The 23,842-nt window shown below is 69.9% G+C and carries 24 protein-coding genes and 1 pseudogene; 16 read left to right on the forward strand and 9 right to left on the reverse strand.

The annotated features are described in order from the left end of the window. Positions 1-19: 19 nt before the first annotated feature. Both ACSQ2H_RS17845 and ACSQ2H_RS17850 read right to left on the reverse strand, forming a co-directional pair. Positions 20-1,354: a dihydroorotase gene (locus ACSQ2H_RS17845; RefSeq protein WP_436062726.1), complete on the reverse strand. Its 1,335-nt coding sequence runs from the start codon at positions 1,352-1,354 to the stop codon at positions 20-22. Positions 1,355-1,369: 15 nt separating this feature from the next. Beyond that, positions 1,370-2,344, reverse strand: coding sequence for a glycosyltransferase family 9 protein (locus tag ACSQ2H_RS17850; protein ID WP_436062727.1), 975 nt, complete (start codon positions 2,342-2,344; stop codon positions 1,370-1,372). A gap of 61 nt (positions 2,345-2,405) precedes the next feature. On the opposite strand from ACSQ2H_RS17850, the gene ygfZ reads away from it, so the two are divergent. Then, positions 2,406-3,206: a CAF17-like 4Fe-4S cluster assembly/insertion protein YgfZ gene (ygfZ, locus tag ACSQ2H_RS17855; RefSeq protein ID WP_436062728.1), complete on the forward strand. Its 801-nt coding sequence runs from the start codon at positions 2,406-2,408 to the stop codon at positions 3,204-3,206. Positions 3,207-3,215: 9 nt separating this feature from the next. Here ygfZ and ACSQ2H_RS17860 read toward each other — a convergent pair whose 3' ends face one another. After that, the gene (locus ACSQ2H_RS17860; protein ID WP_436062729.1) at positions 3,216-4,316 is read right to left on the reverse strand and encodes a helix-turn-helix domain-containing protein; all 1,101 of its coding nucleotides are present in this window, start codon (positions 4,314-4,316) and stop codon (positions 3,216-3,218) included. A 560-nt stretch (positions 4,317-4,876) separates the two neighbouring features. Between ACSQ2H_RS17860 and ACSQ2H_RS17865 the strand changes: the two are divergent. Further along, positions 4,877-4,981, forward strand: a pseudogene (locus ACSQ2H_RS17865) (PEPxxWA-CTERM sorting domain-containing protein); the annotation flags it as partial. A 61-nt stretch (positions 4,982-5,042) separates the two neighbouring features. Here ACSQ2H_RS17865 and ACSQ2H_RS17870 read toward each other — a convergent pair. The 4 genes from ACSQ2H_RS17870 to ACSQ2H_RS17885 form a co-directional block, all read right to left on the reverse strand. Further along, on the reverse strand, positions 5,043-5,408 hold the full coding sequence (locus ACSQ2H_RS17870; RefSeq protein ID WP_436062730.1) for a hypothetical protein: 366 nt from the start codon (positions 5,406-5,408) through the stop codon (positions 5,043-5,045). Then, on the reverse strand, positions 5,405-6,274 hold the full coding sequence (locus ACSQ2H_RS17875) for an alpha/beta fold hydrolase (protein WP_436062731.1): 870 nt from the start codon (positions 6,272-6,274) through the stop codon (positions 5,405-5,407). The genes ACSQ2H_RS17870 and ACSQ2H_RS17875 overlap by 4 nt, the downstream gene beginning before the upstream one ends. Positions 6,275-6,446: 172 nt before the next feature. After that, positions 6,447-6,977: a dihydrofolate reductase family protein gene (locus ACSQ2H_RS17880; protein ID WP_436062732.1), complete on the reverse strand. Its 531-nt coding sequence runs from the start codon at positions 6,975-6,977 to the stop codon at positions 6,447-6,449. A gap of 238 nt (positions 6,978-7,215) precedes the next feature. After that, a complete protein-coding gene (locus ACSQ2H_RS17885) occupies positions 7,216-9,762 on the reverse strand; it encodes a hypothetical protein (RefSeq protein WP_436062733.1) in 2,547 nt (848 codons plus the stop codon). Positions 9,763-10,059: 297 nt separating this feature from the next. Here ACSQ2H_RS17885 and ACSQ2H_RS17890 point away from each other — a divergent pair, with 297 nt between their 5' ends. The 5 genes from ACSQ2H_RS17890 (at position 10,060) to ACSQ2H_RS17910 (ending at position 14,061) form a co-directional block, all read left to right on the forward strand. Continuing rightward, positions 10,060-10,650 (forward strand): DNA-3-methyladenine glycosylase I, encoded by a 591-nt coding sequence (locus ACSQ2H_RS17890; RefSeq protein WP_436062734.1) that lies wholly within the window; start codon positions 10,060-10,062, stop codon positions 10,648-10,650. A 1-nt stretch (position 10,651) separates the two neighbouring features. Beyond that, the gene (locus ACSQ2H_RS17895; protein ID WP_436062735.1) at positions 10,652-11,278 is read left to right on the forward strand and encodes a ribonuclease HII; all 627 of its coding nucleotides are present in this window, start codon (positions 10,652-10,654) and stop codon (positions 11,276-11,278) included. Positions 11,279-11,328: 50 nt separating this feature from the next. Then, the gene (locus tag ACSQ2H_RS17900; RefSeq protein ID WP_436062736.1) at positions 11,329-12,381 is read left to right on the forward strand and encodes a DUF2332 domain-containing protein; all 1,053 of its coding nucleotides are present in this window, start codon (positions 11,329-11,331) and stop codon (positions 12,379-12,381) included. 88 nt (positions 12,382-12,469) lie between these two features. Beyond that, positions 12,470-13,552, forward strand: coding sequence for a site-specific DNA-methyltransferase (locus ACSQ2H_RS17905; protein WP_436062737.1), 1,083 nt, complete (start codon positions 12,470-12,472; stop codon positions 13,550-13,552). Further along, on the forward strand, positions 13,552-14,061 hold the full coding sequence (locus ACSQ2H_RS17910; RefSeq protein WP_436062738.1) for a GrpB family protein: 510 nt from the start codon (positions 13,552-13,554) through the stop codon (positions 14,059-14,061). Before ACSQ2H_RS17905 ends, ACSQ2H_RS17910 begins: the two co-directional genes overlap by 1 nt. Here ACSQ2H_RS17910 and mutY read toward each other — a convergent pair. Then, complete coding sequence (gene mutY / locus ACSQ2H_RS17915; RefSeq protein WP_436062739.1) at positions 14,058-15,104, reverse strand: A/G-specific adenine glycosylase; 1,047 nt, start codon at positions 15,102-15,104, stop codon at positions 14,058-14,060. The genes ACSQ2H_RS17910 and mutY overlap by 4 nt on opposite strands. Positions 15,105-15,163: 59 nt before the next feature. Between mutY and ACSQ2H_RS17920 the strand changes: the two genes are divergently transcribed. The 9 genes from ACSQ2H_RS17920 to ACSQ2H_RS17960 all read left to right on the forward strand — a co-directional run bounded on the left by ACSQ2H_RS17920 (position 15,164) and on the right by ACSQ2H_RS17960 (position 23,331). After that, positions 15,164-15,709 (forward strand): DUF721 domain-containing protein, encoded by a 546-nt coding sequence (locus ACSQ2H_RS17920; RefSeq protein ID WP_436062740.1) that lies wholly within the window; start codon positions 15,164-15,166, stop codon positions 15,707-15,709. Between the two features lie 86 nt (positions 15,710-15,795). Then, positions 15,796-16,413, forward strand: coding sequence for a DsbA family protein (locus ACSQ2H_RS17925; protein ID WP_436062741.1), 618 nt, complete (start codon positions 15,796-15,798; stop codon positions 16,411-16,413). 3 nt (positions 16,414-16,416) lie between these two features. Next, on the forward strand, positions 16,417-17,031 hold the full coding sequence (locus tag ACSQ2H_RS17930) for a thioredoxin domain-containing protein (protein WP_436062742.1): 615 nt from the start codon (positions 16,417-16,419) through the stop codon (positions 17,029-17,031). Between the two features lie 16 nt (positions 17,032-17,047). Beyond that, the gene (locus ACSQ2H_RS17935; RefSeq protein ID WP_436062743.1) at positions 17,048-20,491 is read left to right on the forward strand and encodes an AAA family ATPase; all 3,444 of its coding nucleotides are present in this window, start codon (positions 17,048-17,050) and stop codon (positions 20,489-20,491) included. A gap of 227 nt (positions 20,492-20,718) precedes the next feature. Beyond that, positions 20,719-21,069 (forward strand): AtpZ/AtpI family protein, encoded by a 351-nt coding sequence (locus ACSQ2H_RS17940; RefSeq protein WP_436062744.1) that lies wholly within the window; start codon positions 20,719-20,721, stop codon positions 21,067-21,069. A 16-nt stretch (positions 21,070-21,085) separates the two neighbouring features. Beyond that, the gene (locus ACSQ2H_RS17945) at positions 21,086-21,871 is read left to right on the forward strand and encodes a F0F1 ATP synthase subunit A (protein ID WP_183772056.1); all 786 of its coding nucleotides are present in this window, start codon (positions 21,086-21,088) and stop codon (positions 21,869-21,871) included. 52 nt (positions 21,872-21,923) lie between these two features. Beyond that, a complete protein-coding gene (locus ACSQ2H_RS17950; protein WP_183772054.1) occupies positions 21,924-22,148 on the forward strand; it encodes a F0F1 ATP synthase subunit C in 225 nt (74 codons plus the stop codon). Positions 22,149-22,225: 77 nt separating this feature from the next. Beyond that, positions 22,226-22,828, forward strand: coding sequence for a F0F1 ATP synthase subunit B family protein (locus ACSQ2H_RS17955; RefSeq protein ID WP_436062745.1), 603 nt, complete (start codon positions 22,226-22,228; stop codon positions 22,826-22,828). Beyond that, positions 22,828-23,331: a F0F1 ATP synthase subunit B gene (locus ACSQ2H_RS17960; RefSeq protein ID WP_436062746.1), complete on the forward strand. Its 504-nt coding sequence runs from the start codon at positions 22,828-22,830 to the stop codon at positions 23,329-23,331. Before ACSQ2H_RS17955 ends, ACSQ2H_RS17960 begins: the two co-directional genes overlap by 1 nt. An 11-nt stretch (positions 23,332-23,342) precedes the next feature. Here ACSQ2H_RS17960 and ACSQ2H_RS17965 read toward each other — a convergent pair whose 3' ends face one another. Then, on the reverse strand, positions 23,343-23,741 hold the full coding sequence (locus ACSQ2H_RS17965; protein WP_436062747.1) for a PGPGW domain-containing protein: 399 nt from the start codon (positions 23,739-23,741) through the stop codon (positions 23,343-23,345). Positions 23,742-23,842: the final 101 nt, after the last annotated feature.

Raw genomic sequence — 23,842 nt, forward strand, 5'->3', positions numbered from 1 at the left:
CTTCCCTCCCTAGGGGAAACTAGCCCCCCAGGGTCTCGGCGAAGCGCACCGGCTGACCGATGCTCGGCGCGACCAGCTCGTCGTCGCGCATCACCACCGTACCGCGGATGATCGTCGCCGTCGGCCAGCCCTTGGCCTCGAAGCCGTCGAACGGGGTCCAGCCGACGCGGGTCGACATGTCCTCGTGCTTGATCGTGCGGCGGGCCTTCATGTCGACCACGGTGATGTCGGCGTCGTAGCCGACCGCCAGCCGGCCCTTGTCGGCCATGCCGAACACCCGGTTGGCGCCATGGCTGGTCAGATCGACGAAGCGCTCCAGGCTCAGCCGGCCCTCGTTCACGTGGGTCAGCATCACCGGCACCAGGGTCTGCACGCCGGGCATGCCCGACGGCGAGGCCGGATAGGGGCGCGCCTTCTCGTCCTTGGTGTGCGGCGCGTGGTCCGAGCCCAGCACGTCGGCGATGCCGGCGGCGACGCCGTGCCACAGCCCGGCCTGGTGATAGGCGTTGCGGATCGGCGGGTTCATCTGGGCGTAGCCCTTCAGCCGCTCATAGGCTTCCGGCGCGGTCAGGGTCAGGTGCTGCGGCGTCACCTCGACGCTGGCCACGTCCTTGTGCAGCGCCAGGAACTCGATCTCCTCGCGGGTGGTCACGTGCAGCACGTGGATGCGCTTGCCCAGCGCCTTGGCGATCCGCACCAGCCGGTGGGTCGATTCCAGCGCCGAGGCGGCGTCGCGCACCTCCTCGTGGCTGGTCCAGTCGCCGGTGCGGGCCAGCGGCCGGCGCTCGGCCAACCGGTATTCGTCCTCCGAGTGGAACGCGGCGCGGCGGTTCACATGGCGCAGCACCTGCTCGATGCCCTCGTCGTCCTGCACCAGCAGGCTGCCGGTCGAGGCGCCCATGAACACCTTGATCCCGCAGCAGCCGGGCAGACGCTCCAGCTCGCCGAGGAACTGCGCGTTCTCGTGGGTGCCGCCGACATAGAAGGCGTGGTCGGTGTGCATGCGGCCGGCGGCGCGGTGCAGCTTGTCGGCCAGGGCGTCGGGATCGGTGGTGGTCGGCTCGGTGTTCGGCATCTCGAACACGGCGACGACGCCGCCCATGGCCGCGGCGCGCGATCCGGTCTCCAGGTCTTCCTTCCACTCCAGGCCCGGCTCGCGGAAGTGCACCTGGGTGTCGATCACCCCCGGCAGCACCGTCTGCCCCTTGGCGTCGAACACTTCGCCCGCGCTGGCTTGGGACAGGTCGCCGATCTCGACGATCTTGCCCGCGCGCACGCCGACATCGGCCAGGCCGCGGCCGGCATGGTTCACCACCTCGCCGCCCCTCACGATGAGGTCGAAGGTCTCGGGCATGTTTCGTCTCTGGGCTTAACTGGCTTTGGAACTGGTTTGGGCGAGCAGGTCCTTAGCGGCGTTGGTCACCCAATCCACCGGCAGGTCCATCATGTGACAGAGCGCCTGCGAGAGCGCCGGGTCAACCTCGCGGATCTGGTCGAGGCTGCGAATGCCGCGCACGATCCGGGTGTTTTCGCCCCACGGCCCATAGAGCTTGTCGTCCGAGGGCCCGAACAGGCCGATGGTCGGGGTCCCGGCCGCGGCGGCCATGTGCATCAGGCCGCTGTCGTTGCCGATGAACAGCCGCGCGCGCTTCAGGCAGGCGTAGCTGGCCAGCAGCTCGACCTTGCCGGCCAGGTCGATGGTCCGCTCGCGCGGCACGACGTTGCGCAGCGCGCTGACCGCCTGCTGGTCGCCGGGCCCGCCCAGCAGCATCAGCCGCCCGCCGGCCAGCGGCCCGCCCAGCAGTTGGATCGCCACCTGCGCGAAGCGTTCGGCCGGCCAGGTCTTGCCGACCCAGTTGGCGGCCGGGGCCATGGCCAGGATCGGCAGGTGTCCGGCGGTCAGTTCGTCGGCATAGGCCTCGGTCGCCGCCGAGGTGAACAGGTAGGGCGAGGGCGGCTCGTCCTCGATCTTCAGCAGCCGCGCGGCCTCGATCACCTTGTGCGTCCCGCCGCCGGTTCCGCGCTTGTAGACCGCCCGCCGCTCGCGGCGCAGGAACTGCGAGATCGCCGAACCGCGCAGGTCGACGATCAGCCCCCACTTGCGATGGCGCACCTCGCGCCACAGCTTGAACCAGTGGCCGCCGTTCTTGGCCTTCTCCAGCACGATGAGCCGGTCGAGACTGGGGATTTCGGCGAACAGCGGCGCGGCCGCCTTGCCGGCGACGATCGTGAAGCGCGCGTTCGGAACCTCGTCCAGCAGGCGTTTGATCAGGCCGGACGACAGCACCGCGTCGCCGATCCGGGTCGCGGTGATGAACAGAATCGGGAAGGACCCGTGCGCCATCGTCCTTCTATAGGGCTCCTGACGCTGGCGCTCCACCCGCGCAGGCCCTAACTCCTCTCTCATGTCGACGCAGCCCCCGATCGCAGCCCTGTCCAGCCGTGCCCTGATCGCCGTCTCGGGCGAGGATTGGCGCAGTTTCCTGCAAGGCCTCATCACCCAGGACGTCGAGACGCTCGCCCCGGGCGAAGCGCGGTTCGGCGCTCTCCTGAACCCCCAGGGCCGGCTTTTGTTCGATTTGTTCGTGGTCGGGCGGGATGACGGCGCCTTCATCGACGTCGAGCGGACCAGCCGCGAGGCGCTGATCCTGCGCCTGACCATGTACCGGCTGCGCGCCAAGGTTCAGATCGCCGCCGACGAGACCCCGGTGCTCGCCGCCTGGGGCGCCGACCCCGGCCCCGGCTGGTCGCGCGACCCGCGGCTGCCCGCCCTCGGCTGGCGCGGCTACGGCGTCGAGGCGACGCCGAACGCCGACGAAATCGCCTACGACGCGCATCGCCTGGCGCTCGGCGTGCCCGGCCCGGCCGACTGGGGCGTCGAAAAGACCTATCCGATCGAGGCCAATTTCGACCTGCTGCACGGCATCGACTTCCACAAGGGCTGCTTCATCGGCCAGGAGACCACCTCGCGCATGAAGCGCCGCGGCCAGATCAAGAACCGCATGCTGCCCCTCGCCTTCGACGCCGCCCCGCCCGCCGCCGGATCCGAACTGCTGCTGGACGGCGAGCGCCGCGCCGGCGAGGTGCTCTCCGGCCACGGAACCCGGGCCATCGCCCTCGTCCGCCTCGACCGCCTCGAAGGCGCCCTCACCGCCGACGGCCAACCCGCCCGCGCCGAAAAGCCGGACTGGCTTGAGGCCGACTAGTTCCCCGGCTCAGCCAACGATCGTCCTGCCGGTGCGCTGGTCCCACACATCCATCATCGCGCGCGCGGCGTGCTCCCGGAGCCTGGCGCGGTCGTCCTCGCTGGCCGAGAGCACGGCGTCAGGCGGCATGGCGAAGCGCTCGTTGAAGGCCTGGAACAGCCGCGTCCGGCCGGCATAGCCGCAGCGCGCGGCGATCTCGCCGAGCGCGAGATGGTCGTCCGACGTCAGCAGAATCCAGGCGTTCTGCAGCCGCCGCTCGTTGATGAAGCGGGTGACGCCGCCGTACGGGGCGAAGGCGCGGTAGAGGGTGGCGCGCGAAACGTCGAGCCGCGCCGCGATCCAGGCCGGCGACAAGGCCGGTTCGCTCAGGTGGTCGTCGACCAGCGCCTCGGCCAGCGCCTTCAGCGCCCGTGGCGCGAGCCGGGCGCGCCTGACGTCGGTCAGCGCCATGCCCAGCATCTCTATCGCCGCACGCAACACCAGCGAGCCCTGCGCCTGGGTCATTTCCGGCGCGTCCTCGCAGAGGCAGGCCAGCGTGCTGGAGATCACGCGGGCCAGCGGGTGGTCGCCGCGGATTTCCGCGCAGTGCAGATCGAGGTGGCGCAAGGGCTCGGGCAGCGCCCCGCGCGCCATGACCATCATGATCCCCGCAAAGTCGGTCTCCATCACCTTGGCCGCATGCGCCAGGTCGAGGACGAGGATGTCTCCGGCGCGCAGCCGCCGGCCGGACCGCGTCGGCTGCACGTCGAGCGCGCCGTCCTCGATCACATAGACGAACAGCTGGTCCGCGCCGGTGGCGGTGACGAGCGCGTCGTCTCGCGTCAGCACCATCTGACCACGCAGCTTCGCACGCGTGACGACCGCTTCCGGCAGCACGAGGGCGTCGGCGGAGAAGTCGAAGTCCGGCTGGTCCGCCATCCGGGCGGGGTCGACGGAAAAGGCGAACGCCACGGACGGCGCAAGGCGGTGCGCAAAATCCAGCCGCGTCTCGCCCGGCAGGAGCGCGTGGCGAACGCGCGGGATGGGCTGGCCGAGCACGAGCTCGCCTCCGGACGCATTCATGACTCTGTCCATCGGAATCGAATGGCCCAGCTTTCCGGCCCCGGCCAACTATTTTCCGCGGAATGAGACAGATCGCGGGAATTGGCCGTCCCACTGAGACGCCCCCAGCCTTTTCGCGGTTCGGCCCCGGCCAATGCTGGTCCACTGACGTGGACATGGACACGGCCGCACGCGCCGATCACGGCCACCAGGGGGAAACTATGCTTGGATTGAAGTCGAAGGTCGCGGGCGCGTTCGCCGCAATGATGGTGGCGGTCGCCTCGACCTCGGCGCACGCAGCTACGCTTCTGGACGGCGTCACCCTGCACAACCTTTCGATTGGCGGCGCGAAGTACGACGTCACGTTCACCGGCGACGCCTTCGACGGAACCCTGACCTTCAACACGCGCGCGCAAGCCGTCGAGGCGCTTGCCGCCATCCTCGCCAGCTCCGAGTTCCAGGCGTTTTTCCCGTACGAGAGCTTTGCTGGCGTGCTGGTTCCCCATGCCTTCGATGAAAGGGGCTTCTACGTTGAAATCGCCGGGGGATGGCTGCCTGCCGACGGCTATGGGGTCCCGAACGGATTCGCCTGGTCGCAGGAGGGCTACACCTTGGCCACCTTCTCCCCGACGAGCGCCGTCCCCGAGCCGGCGACCTGGGCGATGATGATCGTCGGCTTCGGCGTCATCGGCGGCGCCGTTCGGCGGCGCAGGCCGGCGGCGCAGGCCGCCTGACGTCTCCGTCTGCCGCATGCAAAGGGCGCCGGCTTCCCGACGCCCTTGCATGTGGAGGACCCTAGCTTGCCCCAGCGGGCCGCTTGGCTTCGGACAAGGTTGGAGTCGAACACCCGCCCGTCCCCGCCGCATACCGCCGCCCCAGCAGCGTCGCATGCTCGACCAGCGCGATGCGGTCGCCGACCACGCAGCCGTGCCCGCGGCTCATGGCTAGGCGGACCCGCCGCTCGCCGGCCTGCACCAGCAGTCCCGGCTGGGTCCCGCCCTCGCGCTCGACCGACAGCAGCCCGACGACCGCGCCCTCGACCGTGCGCCCCGGCCCGAGCGTGACCGTCGGCGCCACGAAGGCGGCGACCGCCAGCGTCACGCCCGCCAGGAGCAGGCCCAGCACAAGCCCGTCGCGATGTACGGCCAGGAACGTCCTCACCCCTTGAAAAACCCCCGCAACGCCGCCAGCGTCTCCGCCGCCTTCTCCTCGGCGAGGAAGTGCCCCGCCCCCTCGATCGCCTGACCGCGCAGGTCCTCGCACCAGGGCCGCCAGACCTCCAGCACGTCGTACCAGTGTCCGACCGCCCCCTTGGCGCCCCACAGCACCTGGGTCGGGGCGGCGATCTTCTTCACGCCGCGGTCGGCCTCGTCGGCGGCGACGTCATAGGTCGCGCCGGCCCGGTAGTCCTCGCACATGGCGTGGATCACAGCCGGGTCGGCCAGGGCGCTGACATAGTCGGCATAGGCGGCCGGCTCGAAATAGGTCGCGCCCTGGGCGATGCGGAACGCGAAATGCACCGGGTCGGCGGCGATGAAGTGCTCCGGGAACGGATGCGCCTGGGCCAGGAAGCTCCAGTGCCAGTAGCCCAGCGCGAACCGCTTGTCGGCCATCCGCCAGACGTCGGCGGTCGGGATGATGTCGAGGATGCTGAGCTTGCCGACCGCCTGCGGCGTATCCAGCGCCATGCGGTAGGCGGTGCGTCCGCCGCGGTCGTGGCCGGCGACGTCGAACCGATCGAACCCCAGCACCTTCATCAGCGCCACCATGTCCCGCGCCATCGCCCGTTTCGAATAGGGCTCGTGGTCGGGCGTCGTCGGCGGCTTGGATGAGCCGCCGTAGCCGCGCAGGTCCGGCGCCACCACCGTGAAGTCCTTGGCCAGCTCGCCGGCGATCTGGCCCCACATCATGTGCGTCTGCGGATAGCCGTGCAGCAACAGCAGCGGCGGCCCCGAGCCGCCCTGCCGAAACCGCAGCACCGCCTCGCCGGTGCTCATCCGCTCGAGCTTGAACCCCTCGAAGGACATGATTTCCTCCCCTGCGTAGCGGGGGAGGGGGACCGCCCGTAGGGTGATGGAGGGGGCGGCCGCGAGCTCTGCGCCCAGTCCGGCCCCCACCACCGGCTGCGCCGGTCCCCCTCCCCCATCAATGGGGGAGGAAAAACGTCATCGGCGAAAGTCCTTTTGCAGATTGGGCCGTTCAGGCCGGCTCGTAGGTCAGCCGGATCGCGTCCGGACCGATCCGCTCATGGGCGACCAGGCGCAGCCGCGGCCGCGGCCCGACGAAAAAGGGATCGCCGCCGCCCAGCACGACGGGATGCAGATAGATCCGGTAGGCGTCGATCAGCCCCAGTTCGCCCAGGCTCCTGGCCAGCACCGGCCCGCCGACCTCGATCTCGCCGGGCTGCTCGGCCTTCACCTTGCGCAGCACCGACTCGAAATCCTCGCCGACCAGGGTGGCGTTGGGCCCGACGCTCGTCAGCGAGCGCGACACCACCCACTTGTGCTGCGCCCGCCAGCCTTCCGCGAACGCGCGCTCGGCCTCGCTCCAGCCCGCGTCGTCGTCGTCCCAGTAGCGCATGATCTCATAGAGCCCGCGGCCATAGATCGCCCCGGTCTGCTCACGCGCCTGCTCGACGAAATGCTCGAACAGCACGGGATCGGGCGCGAACTTGTCGTAGTCGACATAGCCGTCCAGCGACTGGTTCATTCCAAAGACGAGCCTCGCCATGCGCAGCCTCCCTTGCAGGGCCGCACCATGACCGACTTTCGCGCCCCTGCGTAGCAAGCGATCCAATCGCGCCGTATCTGGCCCGCTACCTTTCCTCCCCTGCGCAGCGGGGGAGGGGGACCGCCCGAAGGGGGGTGGAGGGGGCGAGCCGCAAGCACAGCGCCAAGTCTTGCCCCCTCCACCGGCTTCGCCGGTCCCCCTCCCCCATCAGAATGGGGGAGGAACAGGGCGCTCGGCCTTAGAAGAACAGCTTGCGCACGGTGAACTTCACCGAGCGGCCGACCGGGTCCAGCAGGTCCGGCTGGTAGCTGATCGGCGTGATCCCCTGCGGGGTCTTCACGTCCTGGCGCTCGTCGAACAGATTGTCGACCGACAGCGTGGCGCGCATGCCGCGCAGCCAGCGATGCTCGCGCGCGATCGGCTGCATGCCGAGGTCGGCGAACAGCCGCAGGTTCACGGTCGTCAGGTCCGAGAACTCCAGGTCCTCGGCCGCGGTCAGGCCGGTGACCTTGGTCGCGCTCTGCCACTTGGCGTTCGCCGCCACGCCCAGGCCGCCGCGAGTGTAGTTCGCCTGCAGGTCGACCTGGTGGCGCGGCGAGCCGCCGCCCGAGCCCAGCGCCCCGCCGTCCAGCAGGTCGAGGGTCGGCACGCCCGGCCGGATCTCGACTTCGTCCTTGAACGCCACGGTGTGATAGAGCCCGACCTGGAACACGCCGTTGCGCGGGCCGCCCGGCCCGAAGCCGCCGATGCGGCCGCCGCCGCCGCCGCCGGGCCCCCCGAAGCCGCCGCCGCCCATCCGGGGACCATCGCCGCCGCCGCCCATGGCGCCGGGCGGCGGGCCCTCGCCGGGCGGCGGACCGTCCGGCGGGCCTTCGCCCTGGCGCTGCTGGCCCTGGGTTTGTCGCCCTTGTTGGCCCTGCTCGCCCTGCTGGCCTTGTTGACCCTGCTGTCCTTGTTGAGCCTGGCCCTGCTGGCCTTCGGCGCGCTGCCGCTCGGCCTGCGCGGCCTGGAACCGCTGGCGCATCGCCGCCTGCTGCTCCGGCGTCGGCTGCGGGCCGACCGGGCGCGAATAGGTGAAGCCGTAGCGCAGCTCGTCGCGCGACTGCTTGGCGAAGTTCACCGGCCGCGCGTCGATCAGGGTCAGCTCGCCGGCCGCGTTGCGCACGAAGCGGTCGGGGAAGGCGTCCTCGATCTGGGTCGAGGCCGACGGGAACGCGGCGACCGCGTCATCGGTGCGGGTCGAGACGTAGTTGGCCTGGAAGTTCAGGTTCACCTTGTCCCAGGGCTTGTAGGTGACGCCGAGCTTGAGGGTGTCGCGCTGGCTGGAGTCGAGGGTCTCGAGTCCGCCGCTCACCCGGGTCACCTCCACGCTCTGGCCGGTGCGGAAGTCGAACACCCGCACCCCGGGGGTCGACGTCAGCGGGTCGCCCAGCTGGTTCATGGTCGGCGCCTGGTCGGTGCGCGCGAACGAGGCCAGCACCCGCAGTGGCTTGATCGGCGTCCAGTTGAGGCCGCCGCCGATCGTCTGCAGGTCGCCGAAGTCGGACAGGTTCTGGTAGCCGACGTTCACATTGGCCGACAGCTTGCCCAGATGCTCGCCCAGCCCCTCGCCCGAGCGCAGCAGCGGCACGTCGAAGTTGGCCTGCAGCTGGCCGATGTTGCGATCCAGCGTGTTGGAGGTGGCCACGCCCAGGCGGTCGGCCTCGCTCTCGAACTGGGTGGCTGAGACCCGCGCCGTCAGGGTGGTGCTGACCTGGCCGGCGGGCAGCTCCCACAGCGCGCGGTTCAGGACGATGTCGGACTGCGCCGTGGTCGTCGTGCTCTTGGTGCGGTCGGTGTAGGGCACGCCGCTGAAGTCGCGGTCGGTCGAGGACTTGGCGACGTCCTGGGTCAGTCCGCCGGTGTACGACCACTGCCAGCCGGCATAGGCGCCGGCCGCCGCGGCGGCGATCCGTCCCGAGATGGTTTCCGAGCGGCGCAGCAGCGCGTCGTCTGAGAACGGCGACAGGCCGAGCTTGCCCTGGCTATCGGTGAAATCGAGCCCGGCGTTGATGGTGCCGTTGACGCCCTCGCCGAGCGGCCGCGCATAGACGCCGTTCAGCGACAGGGCGGTGGTGTCCGAGCTCAGCGTGCGCAGGTCGCCCTCGCCGCCGACGATGTCGCGGTCGCCTTCGTAGATCGGCTTGGTGTCGGTGAGCCGCGCATCGAGCATCAGCCGCTGGCCGCGCAGGATGTTCAGCACCGAGCCGTGGCCCATGACGCTCTGGCCGCCGCCGTCCTGCGTCGGGCTCGACCCCGAGGCCTCGGCCAGGGTCGCCTTGAAGCGCTGGCGCAGCACGAAGTTCACGACCTTCTGGTCGGCCGGGTAGCCGTACTTCAGCGAGACCTCTTCCGGCAGGATGTCGACCCGCGCGATGGCTTCGGTCGGCAGGTCGCGGATTTCCGCGAAGCCGGTGATCCGGCCGCCGTTGATGAGCACGACGGGCCGCCCGCCCGAGCCCTGGCCGCTGGTCAGCTGCGGCGACAGCGCGTCGAGCAGTTCGGTGACGCTGGCCGCGCCATAGGCCCGGATCTCGCGCGGCGAGATCGACAGCTCCGGAGTGATGTCGCCGATCACCGCGCCCGGCAGGGTGCGCTGGCCGGCGACGACCACCAGCTCCTCGACCTCGGTCTCCTGGTCATGCTCGTCGGTCTGGGCCAGCGCCCCTCCGGCGCAGAGCGAGGCCGCGGCGACCCCGCAGAGCAGGCGGGCGGAGATCCGGCGGGGAATAAGCGATGAACTCACGAGGTGCATTCCAGGTCATTGGGGAGGACGGGGGCGAAGCTCTGCGGCTAACTGCCTCCACTCTCCTGAACGGGAGATGAGGGAGTTTCCGTCGCTGTTGTTGCGATCATTCGTCAGGACCGACAAAAACCTGCCGCGCGCCGATAGACGCCGATAGACACTGAAACGTTCCGCGACAAACCGCGCTCTGGCGTCGCTATCGGCGGTTTGCTGCAAGCTGGCCCTGGAAAACCTGCCGATGGGACCGCTATCGGCAGCGCTTGAAGCCCCCTCTGCCGAAAGCCAAGACTGCGCCCCATGACCGGCGATCTGATTCGATGCGGCTGGCGCGGCATGGCCGGCGACCCGCTCTACGAGGCCTACCACGACACCGAGTGGGGCGTGCCCGAGTACGACGCGCGCGCCCTCTGGGAGAAGCTCGTCCTCGACGGCTTCCAGGCCGGGCTCGCCTGGATCACGATCCTGCGAAAGCGCGACGCCTTCCGCGAGGCCTTCGCCGGCTTCGATCCCGACCTCGTCGCCCGCTTCGGCGAGGCCGAGCGCGCCGCCCTGATGGCCAACGCCGGCATCGTCCGCTCGAACGCCAAGATCGACGCCGCCATTCAGAGCGCGCGGATCTATCTCGACATGCGCGAGAAGGGCGAGGACTTCAGCCAGTTCATCTGGAGCTTCACCAACGGCCGCGTGGTCCAGAACCAGTGGAGCGAGATCGGCCAGGTGCCGGCCCAGACCCGCGTCGCCGAGGAGATGTCCAAGGCCTTGAAAGCCAAGGGTTTCAAGTTCGTCGGCCCCGTGATCGTCTACGCCTTCATGCAGGCCACGGGCGTCGTCAACGACCACCTGACCTGCTGCCACCGCCACGAACAAGTCAAACGGCTGGTGCGTTAGTATGCCCGACATGATGCTCGAACTGGCCTGTCCGACCGGCCCCGTCTGCGGGGTGGACGAGGCCGGCCGCGGCCCCTGGGCCGGACCGGTCAGCGCCGGCGCCGTGATCCTCGATCCGCAGCGCGTGCCAGACGGCCTCAACGACTCGAAGAAGCTCAGCGCCAAGGCCCGCGACGCCCTCGAGCTCGAGATCAAATCGGCGGCGATCGCGTGGGGCGTCGGCTTCGCCAGCGTCGAAGAGATCGCCGAGCTGAACATCCTCCACGCCACAGGGCTGGCCATGCGCCGAGCGGTCGAGGCGCTGGCCGTCACGCCCGCCTTCGCGCTTGTCGATGGCAACTACAAGTTCAAATTGCCTTGTGAAATCAAGACCGTGGTCAAGGGCGACTCGATCAGCGCCTCGATCGCAGCGGCCTCGATCCTGGCCAAGACCGCCCGCGACCGGCTCATGGTCGAGATGGACGGCCTCTATCCCGGCTACGGCTTCGCCGGCCACAAGGGCTATCACGCCCAGGTCCATGTCGAGGCGCTGCGGACCCTCGGCCCCTGCCCGATCCACCGCCGCGGCTGGGAGCCGATCCGCTTGGCCCTGATCGAGCGCGGCGAACTCGTCGACGTCGTCGATTGATCCATTGAATCAAGATTGACGCCCCGCCCCCGCCGGTCGATCGCGGGGTCATGGACAGCGCCCCTTCCGCCCCCCTTCGCCTCCAGGCCAAGGCCTGCCAGGCGCTCGGCTCGCCCTTCAACGCCCAGCTGCTGGAACTGGCCGCCGAGGACCTGGACGCCGGCGGCCCGACCGCCGCCCTGCTCGCCCCCTGGACCGGCCAGGACCTCCGCGCCCTGATGGCCGCGGCCGTCCCGCTGCGGCTTCTCGGCGGCCTGCACGACCTGGTGCTGAGCGGCGAGGATCCCGCCCTCGCCGCTGTCTATCCCCAGCCGGGCAAGTCTTTCGACGCAGCTGCGGCCTGGCCGCAGGCGCGCCGCGCCATGACCGAGCACGCCGGGCGCCTGGCGGCCTTCATGGACCACGAGCCGCAGACCAACGAGGTGCGTCGTTCGGCCTGCCTGCTGGGCGGCTTCCTCACCGTGGCCAAGGAGACCGGCCTGCCGCTGCGCTGCTTCGAGATCGCCGCCAGCGCCGGCCTCAACCTCTCCTGGGACCGCTACCGCTATGATCTTTCAGGCTCCGCCTGGGGCCCGGACAGCCCGGTGCTGCTGCCGTCCGACTGGTCCGGCGACTTGCCGCCGCTGGACGCCGAGGTCCGCGTCGTTCATCGCCAGGCCTGCGACCGCCGCCCGGTAGACCTTGACGATCCGGTCCAGCGCCGACGCCTGCAGGCCTATGTCTGGCCCGATCAGTTCGACCGGCTGGAGCGAATTCGCGCGGCGATCGACGTCGCCCTCGCAAACGACGTCACCGTCGAGACGGCCGACGCCGTCGACTGGACCGCGCGCTCGGCGTCGCCCACGCCAGGCGCGGCGACGGTGATCTACCACTCGGTGTTCTGGCAATACATGCCCCCGGAAAGTCAGGCAGCCCTGCGCCAAGCCATTGAATCGCTTGGGAACGCGGCCACCGCAGACGCCCCACTCGCCTGGCTGCGCATGGAGCCGCCGCCGGAAAACATGGCGATCATGGAAGTCCGGCTTACGATGTGGCCCGGTGGCGAGGAGCGGACTTTGGCGGTTGTTCACGCCCACGGCGCCTCGGCGCGCTGGAGCGGTTAACCAAGATCAACGGCCGTTAACCACGTTCGGTAAAGGCCCGTTCACCACGAGGACTCAGGATTCTGACTCCGGACATCGAGGTGACCTTATGGGCGTTCAGGCCGACACGATTATTCAAGGCGACTGCATCGAGGAGCTGAAGAAGCTGCCCGAGAAGTCGGTCGACCTGGTCTTCGCCGACCCGCCCTACAACCTCCAACTCGGCGGCGACCTGCTGCGTCCCGACAACTCCAAGGTCGACGCCGTCGACGACCACTGGGACCAGTTCGAGAGCTTCGCGGCCTACGACAAGTTCACCCGCGAGTGGCTGACCGAGTGCCGCCGCGTGCTCAAGGACGACGGCGCCCTCTGGGTAATCGGCAGCTATCACAACATCTTCCGGGTCGGCGCGACCCTGCAGGACCTCGGCTTCTGGCTGCTGAACGACATCGTCTGGCGCAAGACCAACCCGATGCCGAACTTCAAGGGCACCCGGTTCACCAACGCCCACGAGACCCTGATCTGGGCCGCCAAGGGCCGCGGCTCGCGCCGCTACACCTTCAACTACGACGCCATGAAGATGGCCAACGACGACGTCCAGATGCGCTCGGACTGGACCTTCCCGCTATGCACCGGCGAGGAGCGCCTGAAGGACGAGAACGGCGCCAAGGCCCACCCGACCCAGAAGCCGGAGGCCCTGCTGCACCGGGTGATCCTGGCCTCGACCAAGCCCGGCGACATCATCCTCGACCCGTTCTTCGGCACCGGCACCACCGGCGCGGCCGCCAAGCGCCTGGGCCGCCGCTACATCGGCCTGGAGCAGGACGAGAAGTACGTCGCACTGGCCAAGGACCGGATCAGCAAGATCGTCCCCATCGCCCCTGGCGACCTGGAAGTCACCGGCTCCAAGAAGTCCGAGCCGCGCGTGCCGTTCGGCCAGGTGCTGGAAGCTGGCCTGCTCAGCCCCGGCGACGCGCTCTACTGCCCGAAGGGCGAACGCATGGCCCGCGTCCGCGCCGACGGCAGCCTGGTGGTCGGCGACCTCTCCGGCTCGATCCACAAGGTCGGCGCCATGGTCCAGTCGGCCCCGGCCTGCAACGGCTGGACCTACTGGCACTTCAAGTCCGACAAGGGCCTGGCCCCCATCGACGTGCTGCGCGCCAAGATCCGCTCGGCCATGCCGCAGGCCTGATGACCTACGGTCTCGGGCTTGATCGGACCGTCAACCGGCTGGCGGCTCCGCATCCGCAATGGGCACAGGCCTTCGAGGAGGAGGCCGCCCATATCCGCGCCGCGGTCGGCCCTGACGTCCTGGCCCTCGAGCACTATGGCAGCACCTCGGTGCCCGGGCTCGCCGCCAAGCCGATCATCGACCTGCTGATCGGCGTCGCCGATCTGGCCGTGGCCGATCGCCACGCGTCGGCGATGATCGCGCTGGGCTATGACGACGCCGGCGACGGCGGCGTGCCGGGCCACCGCATCTTCGGCAAGGGCGTCGCGCGCACCCATCTGGCCCACTTCGTCGTCTACGAGGGCCCAGAGTGGACCGCCACGCTGCGGTTCCGCGACCTGCTCCGCGCCGACGAGGACCTGCGCCGGGCCTATGAACACCTGAAGACCCGGCTGGTCGCCGAACATCCGAGCGACCGCGCCGCCTACACCGCCGGCAAGGCCGAGTTCATCCTCGCCGCCCTGGCCTAGAGCAGGTTGCTCAGCCCCGTCCGCGCGGCCTTGAGGAACACGCTCGGCAGGGCGTCCAGCCCCGAGCGCGGCGTCCAGATCAGCCCGTCGGCGTCGCCCTCGGCCCGCAGCAACCGCAGGGTCAGGCTGAAGTGCGTGAACACGTGCTCGACCTCGCCGACCGCCCGCCAGTCCGCGCCGACCGGCGCGGCCGCCGCCGCCTCCGTGTCGCTCCAGCCGACCGACCGCCAATCGCTGGTCGGCAGGGCCAGCATGCCGCCCAGCAGCCCCTTGGGCGGCCGGCGCACCAGCCCCACCTCGTTCCCCCGGGTGAGGATGTAGGCGACGCCGTTGCGATGCGGCCGCGCCGCCTTGGGCGTCTTGCGCGGATAGGTTTCCGGCTCGCCGCCAGCCAGGCCGGCGCAGAATTCGGCGACCGGGCAGCGGTCGCAGAGCGGCCCCTTGGGACGGCAGACCGTCGCGCCCAGGTCCATCAGCGCCTGGGCCCAGTCGCCCGGCCGATGGTCGCGGACCAGCGCGGCGGCCAGCGACTTGAGTTCGGCCTTGCCATCCGGCAGCGGCGTCTCCACCGCGAACAGCCGCGACATCACCCGCTCGACATTGCCGTCGACGACGTTTGTCGGCAGGTCGAAGGCGATCGCCCCGACCGCCGCGGCCGTGTACGGCCCCAGGCCAGGCAGGCCCCGCAATCCTTCTTCGGTGTCGGGAAACACCCCGCCATGGTCGCCGGCCACGGCGCGGGCGCAAGCCAGCAGGTTGCGGGCCCGGGCGTAGTAGCCAAGCCCCGCCCAGGCGGCCATCACCTCGCCGTCGTCCTCCGCCGCCAGGTCGCTGACGCTCGGCCAGCGGTGTGTGAACTTGAGGAAGTACGGCGTCGCGTGCGGCACCGTCGTCTGCTGGAGCATCACCTCCGACAGCCACACGCGATAGGGATCGGCGCGCACGCCCAGGCCATGATCGGCCGGCCCGACCCGCCAGGGCAGGTCGCGGGCGTTGGCGTCGTACCAGTCCAGCAGGCGGTCGCGGAGCGTCTCGGGCGTCACAAGGTCTCAGCTACCCGATCCTCGCCTCGGACGGGAGCCTTGTTGTAGAGTGCCGGCCGATGCCCCGCCCCCTGCCCACTCCCGCCGAAGCCGCCGAGATCCTGGCGCGCAAACGCACGCGGCCCCAGCGCCGGCCGCCGCCGGTCGCCGGACGCGGTCTCTCCAAGCTGCTCAAGGAACTGGACGCCAAGTACGGCCAGGGGCCCGGCGCGCTGCAGGCGCGCTGGCGCGAGATCGTCGGCGTCGAACTGGCCAAGCGCACCGAGCCGGTGAAGCTGACCAAGCCGCGCGGCGGCGGACCGGGCGCGCTGGAGATCCGCGTCGCCGGCGCCTCGGCCGCGCTGATCCAGCATCAGGCGCACGAGATCGTCTCGCGGGTGAACCTGTTCCTCGGCGAAGGCGCGGTGAACAAGCTGCGGATCGTCCAGGGCCCGCTGCGCAACGCCGCCTCGATCGAACCCAAGGGCGCCCGCAAACGCGCCGCGCCCCTCGACGCCGCCCGCGAGGCCGAGCTCGCCAAGTCGCTGGAGAATGCGCCCGACGGCCCCCTGAAAGCCGCATTGCTGAGGTTGGGTCGGGGCGTTATGCGGCGAGGAGCCGGCTGAGCCCGGTTGACTTTGCCCCGGCGCCCACGTTCCACGGGCCGGGAATCGCGCTTTAATCTTTCATTCGGACTTCCGCAGAGGTGCAAATGCCGAACTTCAACCGTCGTCTTCTCGTCGTTGCGGCCCTGGGCGCGCTCGCGCTGGCCGGCTGCTCCAAGAGCGGCGGCGCCGGGTCCGTCGACACCGCCGACATGACCCTGGGCGATCCGAACGCCAAGGTGAAGATCGTCGAGTACGCCTCGCTGACCTGCAGCCACTGCGGCAAGTTCAACAACGAGGTCTTCCCCGAGTTCAAGAAGAAGTACATCGACACCGGCAAGGTGCATTACACCTTCAAGGAATTCCTGACGCCGCCGAACGAGGTCGCCGCCGCCGGCTTCCTGACCGCGCGCTGCGCGGGCAAGGACAAGTACTTCCAGGTCACCGACGCCATCTTCCATGCCCAGCAGGAGATGTTCACGACTGGCGACATGCGCGGGATCCTGCTGCGCACCGCCCAGTCGGCCGGCATGACCGAAGAGAAGTTCAACGCCTGCATCACCGACGAAGCAGCGCTGAAGGCCCTGAACGAGCGCGTCGAAAAGGCCATCAAGGTCGACAAGATCCAGGCCACGCCGTCGTTCATCGTCAACGGCAAGAAGGTCAAGGAAGGCGAGATGACCATGGCCGAGCTCGACGCGGCCGTCGCCGAGGCCTCGAAGTAAGCCATGCGCCAGCCGAACCGCCGCATCGCCGTCGCCGCCTTCGGGGCGCTTGCGCTGTGCGCCGGTTCGGCCCTGGCCGCTCCGGCGGCCCTGCCCGACGACATGACGCTGGGCGATCCCAAGGCCAAGGTGAAGCTGGTCGAGTACGCCTCGCTCAGCTGCAGCCACTGCGCGGTCTTCAACAATGAGGTCTTTCCGGCCTTCAAGAAGAAGTACATCGACACCGGCAAGGTCCACTACACCCTGCGCGAGATCCTGACGCCGCCGGCGCAGGTGGCCGCCGCCGGCTACATGACCGCCCGCTGCGCCGGCAAGGACAACTACTTCACCGTGGTCGACGCGGTGTTCCGCGGCCACGACGAGATGGTCAAGACCGGCGACGCCCGCGCGGTGCTGGTCGCCGCCGCCAAGGCCGGCGGCCTCAGCGAAGCTCAGTTCGAGGCTTGCCTCTCCGACACCGCCAACCTCGAGTCGCTCAACGCCCGCGTGGCCAAGAACGCCAAGGACGGCGCCATCACCGGCACCCCCACCTTCGTCTTCAACGGCAAGAAGGTGAAGGAAGGCGAGATCACCGCCACCGAACTCGACGCCGCGGTCGCCGCGGCCTCCAAGCGGTAGGAGGCGCCCCCGGCCCGTGCACTTCCAGCGGCTCCGACTCTCCGGCTTCAAGTCCTTCGTCGATCCGACTGAGTTTCGGATCGAGCCCGGAGTCACGGGCATCGTCGGACCGAACGGCTGCGGCAAGTCGAACCTGCTGGAAGCCCTGCGCTGGGTGATGGGGGCCAATTCCGCCAAGGCGATGCGCGCCGGCGGCATGGACGACGTGATCTTCGCCGGCTCCGGCGCCCGCGCCTCGCGCAACCACGCCGAAGTCGTCCTGACCATCGACAACGCCGACCGCCGCGCCCCGCCGGCCTTCAACGACGCCCCGGTGCTTGAGGTCGTGCGGCGGATCGATAAGGGCGCCGGCTCGACCTACAAAATCAACGGCCGCGAAGTCCGCGCCCGCGACGTCCAGCTGCTGTTCGCCGACGCCTCGACCGGCTCGAACTCACCGGCCCTGGTGCGCCAGGGCCAGATCTCCGAGCTGATCGCCGCCAAGCCCCAGAACCGCCGCCTCATCCTCGAAGAGGCGGCCGGCGTCTCGGGCCTGCATTCGCGCCGGCATGAGGCCGAGCTCCGACTCCGGGCAGCCGAGACCAATCTCGCCCGCCTCGACGACGTCTCTCGCGAACTGGAGACCGCGCTCAACCGGCTGCGCCGCGAAGCCCGCCAGGCCGAGCGCTACAAGAAACTGTCGGCCGAGATCCGCGCTCTGCAGGGCGCGGTGCTGTTCTCGCGCTGGTCCGAAGCCCGCGACGCCGCCGTGCGACTGCGCGAGGAGGCCGCCGCCGCCGCCGCCGCCGTCGAAACCAACACCCGCGAGGCTGCGACCGCGACCACCCGCGCCGCCCAGGCCGAGGAGGCGATCAAGCCGCTGCGCGAGGCCGAGACCATCGCCGCGGCGATCCTGCACCGCCTCGCCATCGACAAGGACCGGCTGGAGCGCGAGGGCGAGGCCCTCGCCGCCGAGGTCGAGCGCCTGACCGGCGACCTGACCCGCATCGACGGCGACCGCGCCCGCGAGACCCAGATCTCCCACGACGCCCAGGCCGCCCTGGCGCGCATGGTCGAGGACCTGGAGGCGCTCGAGGCCGCCATCGCCGCCGCTCCCGAACGCGTGCCGGAGCTGGAAGCCGCCGCCCGCGCCGCCGACGAGGCCCGGATCGCGGCCGACAAGGCGGTCGAGGAGCTGGCCGCCCAGGCCGCCGCCGATGAGGCCCGCCGCCGCGCCGGCGCCGCCCGCGTCGACGAGGCCCAGAACCGCGTCTCGCGCACCCGCCGCGCCCTCGACCAGGCCAAGGGCGAACGCGCCCAACTGGGGCCCGCCGTCACCCCGCAGATCGAAGAGGCCCGCGTCGAGCTGGAACGCGCCCAGGCCGCCCTGACCGCCGTCCGCGCCGCGCTGGAGACCGCCGAGGACGAACGCGGCAAGGCCGCCGCCGCCGAATCTGAGGCCCGCGAGGCCGCTCGCAAACAGGATGAACACCTCGGCCGGCTGACCGCCGAAGCCCGCGCCCTGGCCCAGATCGTCGCCCAGCAGCGCCGCGCCGGCTTCGCCCCGGCGCTCGACTCCGTCGTGCCCGCGCGCGGCTACGAGCGCGCGGTCGCCGCCGCGCTCGGCGACGACCTGGACGCCGCCCTCGATCCCAAGGCCCCGGCCTACTGGGGCGGCGGCGAGGCTGCGCCCGCCGCCTGGCCGCCCGGCGTCGAGCCGCTGGCCGGCAAGGTGAAGGCCCCCGAGGCCCTGGCCGCGCGCCTGGCCCACATCGCGGTGGTCGCGCGGGAGGACGGCGACCGCCTGCAGGGCTCGCTGCCGACCGGCGCGCGCCTGGTCTCCAAGGAAGGCGACCTCTGGCGCTGGGACGGCTTCGTCGCCCGCGCCGACGCGCCCAAGCCCGCCGCCATCCGCATGGAGCAGAAGACCCGGCTGGCCGAGGTCGAGACCGAGATCGAAGCGGTCTCGCCGCGCGCCGCCGCCGCCAAGGAGACCCTGGCCGCCGCCTCGGCCCGGGTCCGCGCCGCCGAGGACGCCGTCCGCAACGCCCGCCGCGAACCGCCCGCCGCCGAGCAGAAGGTCACGATCGCCCGGGGCGTCCTGGAGAAACTCGACCGCGAGGCCACGCGCCGCGAGGCCCAGGCCCAGTCGCTCGACGACATGATCGGCCGCTTCGAGGCCGAGCTCGCCGACGCCGAGCAGATCCTGGCCACGGCGATCGCCGAAACCTCAAGCCAAGGCGAGGCCGGCGATCTGGTCGAGCGCCTGGCCGCCGCCCGCGCCGCGGCCGGGCCGGCCCGCGAGGCCGCCTCGGCCGCGCGCTCGGCCCTCGAGCTGGAAGTGCGCGAGCGCGACGGCCGCGCCCGCCGCCACGAGAACCTCAAGCGCGACAGCGACGACTGGACCCGCCGCGGCAAGACCGCCGCCCGCCGGCTGGACGACCTGGCCGAGGGCCGCGCCAAGGTGCAGGCCAATCTCGACACAGCGCTGGAGGCGCCCGCCTCGCACCAGGAGCGGCTCGGCAAGCTGCTGGACGAACTGGCCGCCGCCGAGGCCCGCCGCGCTCAGTCTTCCGACGCCTTGGCCCAGGCCGAAGCCGCCCGCACCGAGGCCGACCGCGCCCTGCGCGCGGCCGAAGCCGCCGCCGGCGAGGCCCGCGAGCTGCGCGCCTCGCTCGCCGCCAAGCTGGAAGCGGCGATCGAGCGCCTGACCGAGATCACCACCCAGATCCGCGAGACGGCGCGGGTCGAGCCCGAGCAGCTCGGCCGCCAACTCGCCGAGGAAGCCGTCGCCATTCCCACCGACGCCGGCGGCATGGAGGCTCACCTCTACGCCTTGGAGCGCCAGCGCGACTCGATCGGGGCGGTGAACCTGCGCGCCGAGGAAGAGGCCGGCGAGCACGCCGCCCGCCTCGAGACCATGATGAGCGAGCGCACCGACCTGACCGGCGCCATCGCCAAGCTGCGCCAGGGCATCGATGAACTGAACGGCGAGGGCCGCGAGCGGCTGCTGGCCGCGTTCGAGGTCATCAACGAGCACTTCAAGACGCTCTTCCAGGCGCTGTTCCAGGGCGGCCAGGCCGAGCTGCGGCTGGTCGAGTCCGACGATCCGCTGGAGGCCGGCCTCGAAATCTACGCCTGCCCGCCTGGCAAGCGGCTCTCGACCATGAGCCTGATGAGCGGCGGCGAGCAGGCGCTGACCGCCTGCGCGCTGATCTTCGGGGTGTTCCTGGCCCAGCCGGCCCCGATCTGCGTGCTCGACGAGGTCGACGCCCCGCTCGACGACGCCAATGTCGATCGCTACTGCAACCTGCTCGACGAAATGCGCCGCCGCACCGAGACCCGATTCATCACCATCACCCACAACCCGGTGACCATGGCGCGGATGGACCGGCTGTTCGGGGTGACCATGGCCGAGCGCGGCGTCTCGCAGCTGGTCTCCGTCGATCTGCGCCAGGCCGAGGCCATGGCGGCGCAGTAAGCCCAGGTTCCTCAAGGGAATCTGCGCCGTAGCCAACCTCAGTTCCCGGCAGACGAGCGCCGCGGGCGGTGGACGAGTTGTCGCGACGCCATTTTCCCAAGCAATTACAACGCGCTAAATCACACAACCCCAGCCTTGACGCACCGCACCCGCGCCTATAGGTTCCGCGCGACTTGAAGCCCCGGCCGCGGCGGGCGACGTCGTGGTTCCAAAAGGCCGCCCGACGCATGCCGCATCCGGACAATTCGCGCGACGAGGCCATTAAGCGCCTCGACGAAAGGGCTGCGGCGCTGGAACAGCGCACTACCCCGGTCGTGCGCGACTACGGTTCCAAGGCCGCCGGCTACGGCTATCGCCTCATGGGCGTGCTGATAGGCGGTGTCTTTGTCGGACTGGGCTTCGGAGCTGGGGCGGACGTCGTTCTGAAGACGGCGCCTTGGGGGATGATCATCGGAGTCCTGGTGGGCTTCGGGGTTTCTATTTGGATGGCCGTTCGTTCGGCCCAGCGCATGAGCGCCGAAGCGGCGAGGGAGTGGGGACCCGTTAAGGACCTCCCCCCCGACGACGAGGACGATTGAGGGAGTTCGAGGCGGCATGGCCGACCCGATGCATCAGTTCGAGATCCACAAGGTCGTGGATCTGCCTTCGTTCACTCTGCCGGGCGTCGGCGCGATCGATATGTCGATCACCAATTCGACTGTCGCCATGCTGGCGGCCGCCACCCTGGTGATCCTGTTCTTCGCCGTGACCACCGCCAAGGCCGCCGTCGTGCCGGGCCGGTTGCAGGTCATCGGCGAGGGGATGTTCAGCTACATCGACGATCTCGTCACCGGGATCATCGGCCACGAAGGGCGCAAGTTCTTCCCCTACATCCTGACCCTGTTCATGTTCATCCTGATGATGAACATGCTGGGCATGTTCCTGGTCTTCACGGCCACCTCGCAGCTGGCGGTGACCGCCTCGCTGGCGGTGATGACCATGCTGATCGTCATCATCTACGGCGTGCTGCGCAACGGCGCGAACATGTACAAGCTGTTCGTCCCGTCGGGCATCCCCTGGTACATGCTGATCCTGGTCACCCCGATCGAGATCCTGTCCTTCCTGCTGCGTCCGGTGACCCTCGCCCTTCGTCTGTTCGGCAACATGCTGGGCGGCCACGTGGCCATGAAGGTCTTCGCCGGCTTCATCATCTCGCTGGGCGCTCTGGCCGCCACCGGCGGCGTCGCCTCCCTCGCCTATGTGGCGGCGGCTCTCTCGCTGGGCGGCGTCGTCGCTCTGACGGCCCTCGAGTTCCTGGTCGCCTTCCTGCAGGCGTTCGTCTTCGCGGTTCTGGCCTGCGTCTATCTCAACGACGTGGTCAACCTCGGCCATCACCACTGATCGGCCGTCGCACTCAACAACCCTCTTCAACTTTCAAACGGGACTGAAAACTATGGACGCTGAAGCCGCTAAGTTCATCGGCGCTGGCCTCGCTACCCTGGGCATGATCGGCGCCGGCATCGGCGTGGGCACCATCTTCGGCCACTTCCTGGCGGGCGCCACGCGCAACCCGTCGGCCGCCGGCGGTCAGTTCACCAACCTCATCCTCGGCGCGGCTCTGACCGAAGCTCTGGGCATTCTGGCCTTCGTGCTCGGCCTGCTCATCCTGTTCTCCTAAAGCCAGATCCGCAGGTCCCGAGGGGCGCGTCGTCATCGTCGCGCCCTGACCTGCGTTTATAAGGACGCCTAAGCCTTATGGCCGCCGAGACCACATCCCACGAGGCCGTCGCCGCCGATCACGGGGCTCACGCTCCGGCCGGCACGACGGAAGTCGCCGCCCACGGCGGCGGCGAGAGCGGAGGTGGCCTGCCCCAGTTCGAATTCGAACATTGGGGCGGCCAGATCGTCTGGCTCTTCCTCATCTTCGCTGTCCTCTACATCCTGCTGGCCAAGGTCTTCATTCCGCGGCTCCGCTCGATCCAGGACACCCGCGCGGCGACCATCGCCGACGCGGTGACCCAAGCCCGCAGCGTTCAGGCTGAAGCCGAGGCGCAAGCCAAGGCCGCCCAGGCCGAGATCGACGAAGCCCGTGCTCGCGCGCGCAGCCTCGCCGTCGAAGCCAAGGCCAAGGCCGCCGCCGAACTGGCCACCAGCCAGAAGGCCGAAGACGAACGTCTTCAGGCTCAGATGGATGAGGCCGAGGCCCGCATCCGCGGCCTGCGCGACCAAGCCATGTCCAACGTCCGCGGCATCGCTGGCGAGACGGCCCAGGCCATGGTCGAGAAGCTGACCGGTCAGAAGGTGACTGCGGCCGAGATCGACGCGGCGCTCGCCGCCCGCGTTCAAGGAGCCGCCTGATGCCTGCTTTCCTTAATCCCGCCAACGCGGAGTTCTGGGTCGGCGTCGGTCTGCTGATCTTCTTCGGCATCGTGATCTTCGTGGCCAAGGCCCCGAAGGCCATCAACGCTGCGCTGGACGCCAAGACCGCCAAGATCCAGGGCGACCTGGACGAAGCGGCCCGCATCCGCGAGGAAGCCCAGCGCCTGCTGACCCAACTGAAGGCCGAGCGCGCCGAAGCCGAGGCGCAAGCCAAGGACATGCTGGCCGCCGCCCAGGAAGAGGCCCGTCGCTACGAGGCCGAAGCCAAGGCGAAGCTGGAGGAGAGCCTGGCTCGCCGTCAGCAACTCGCCGAGCGCAAGATCGCCAACGCCGAGGCGCAAGCCGCGGCCGAGGTGAAGGCCGCCGCCGCCGACCTGGCGGCTCAGGCCGCCGAGGTGGTGCTGACCAAGCGCCTCTCGGGCGCGAAGACTGATCCGCTGGTCGACCGTGCGATCAGCCAGCTGGGCTCCAAGCTCCAGTAGGAACTAACGGTTTAGCGCCGGCGTCTGAAAAGGCGCCGGCTGCGAACCATGAAGCGAAGGCCCTTCGGCGCCAGAAGACGCTCGATCTTCAAAGCCTGATGCCAGGACATCTTCAGGATTTGCGGGTCCCGCCGCAGCAGCCGCCGGATGGGTGAGATCACCCGCGGGTGCGCGTGATGCAGGCGGACGAACTGCCGCCGCGCCTTGAACGAATTCCGCAGGATCACCATCAGCCCGACGACGATCACCGGGATCCCGCCCGGGCCCGGCAAGGGCGCGATCAGGATGCCGGCGACCACGATCAGCCCGCCGACGACGACCAGGCCAAAGCGCACGACTCGACCCGCGAGATCGCGGGTGACGTCGTCGGTGGCGCGATTGCCGCGCACGCTGGGCATGGCGAGTGACACGTTCAAAACCTGGATTGAGCCCGCGCGCCGAACTGGGGAGGACCAGCGGTCGGGCGTCCTGCCGATATGAGAACGTATCTAGGACTCGTAAAGGCGACCCT

This window comes from Phenylobacterium sp. LjRoot97, assembly GCF_964254345.1.
Lineage (GTDB): Bacteria > Pseudomonadota > Alphaproteobacteria > Caulobacterales > Caulobacteraceae > Phenylobacterium.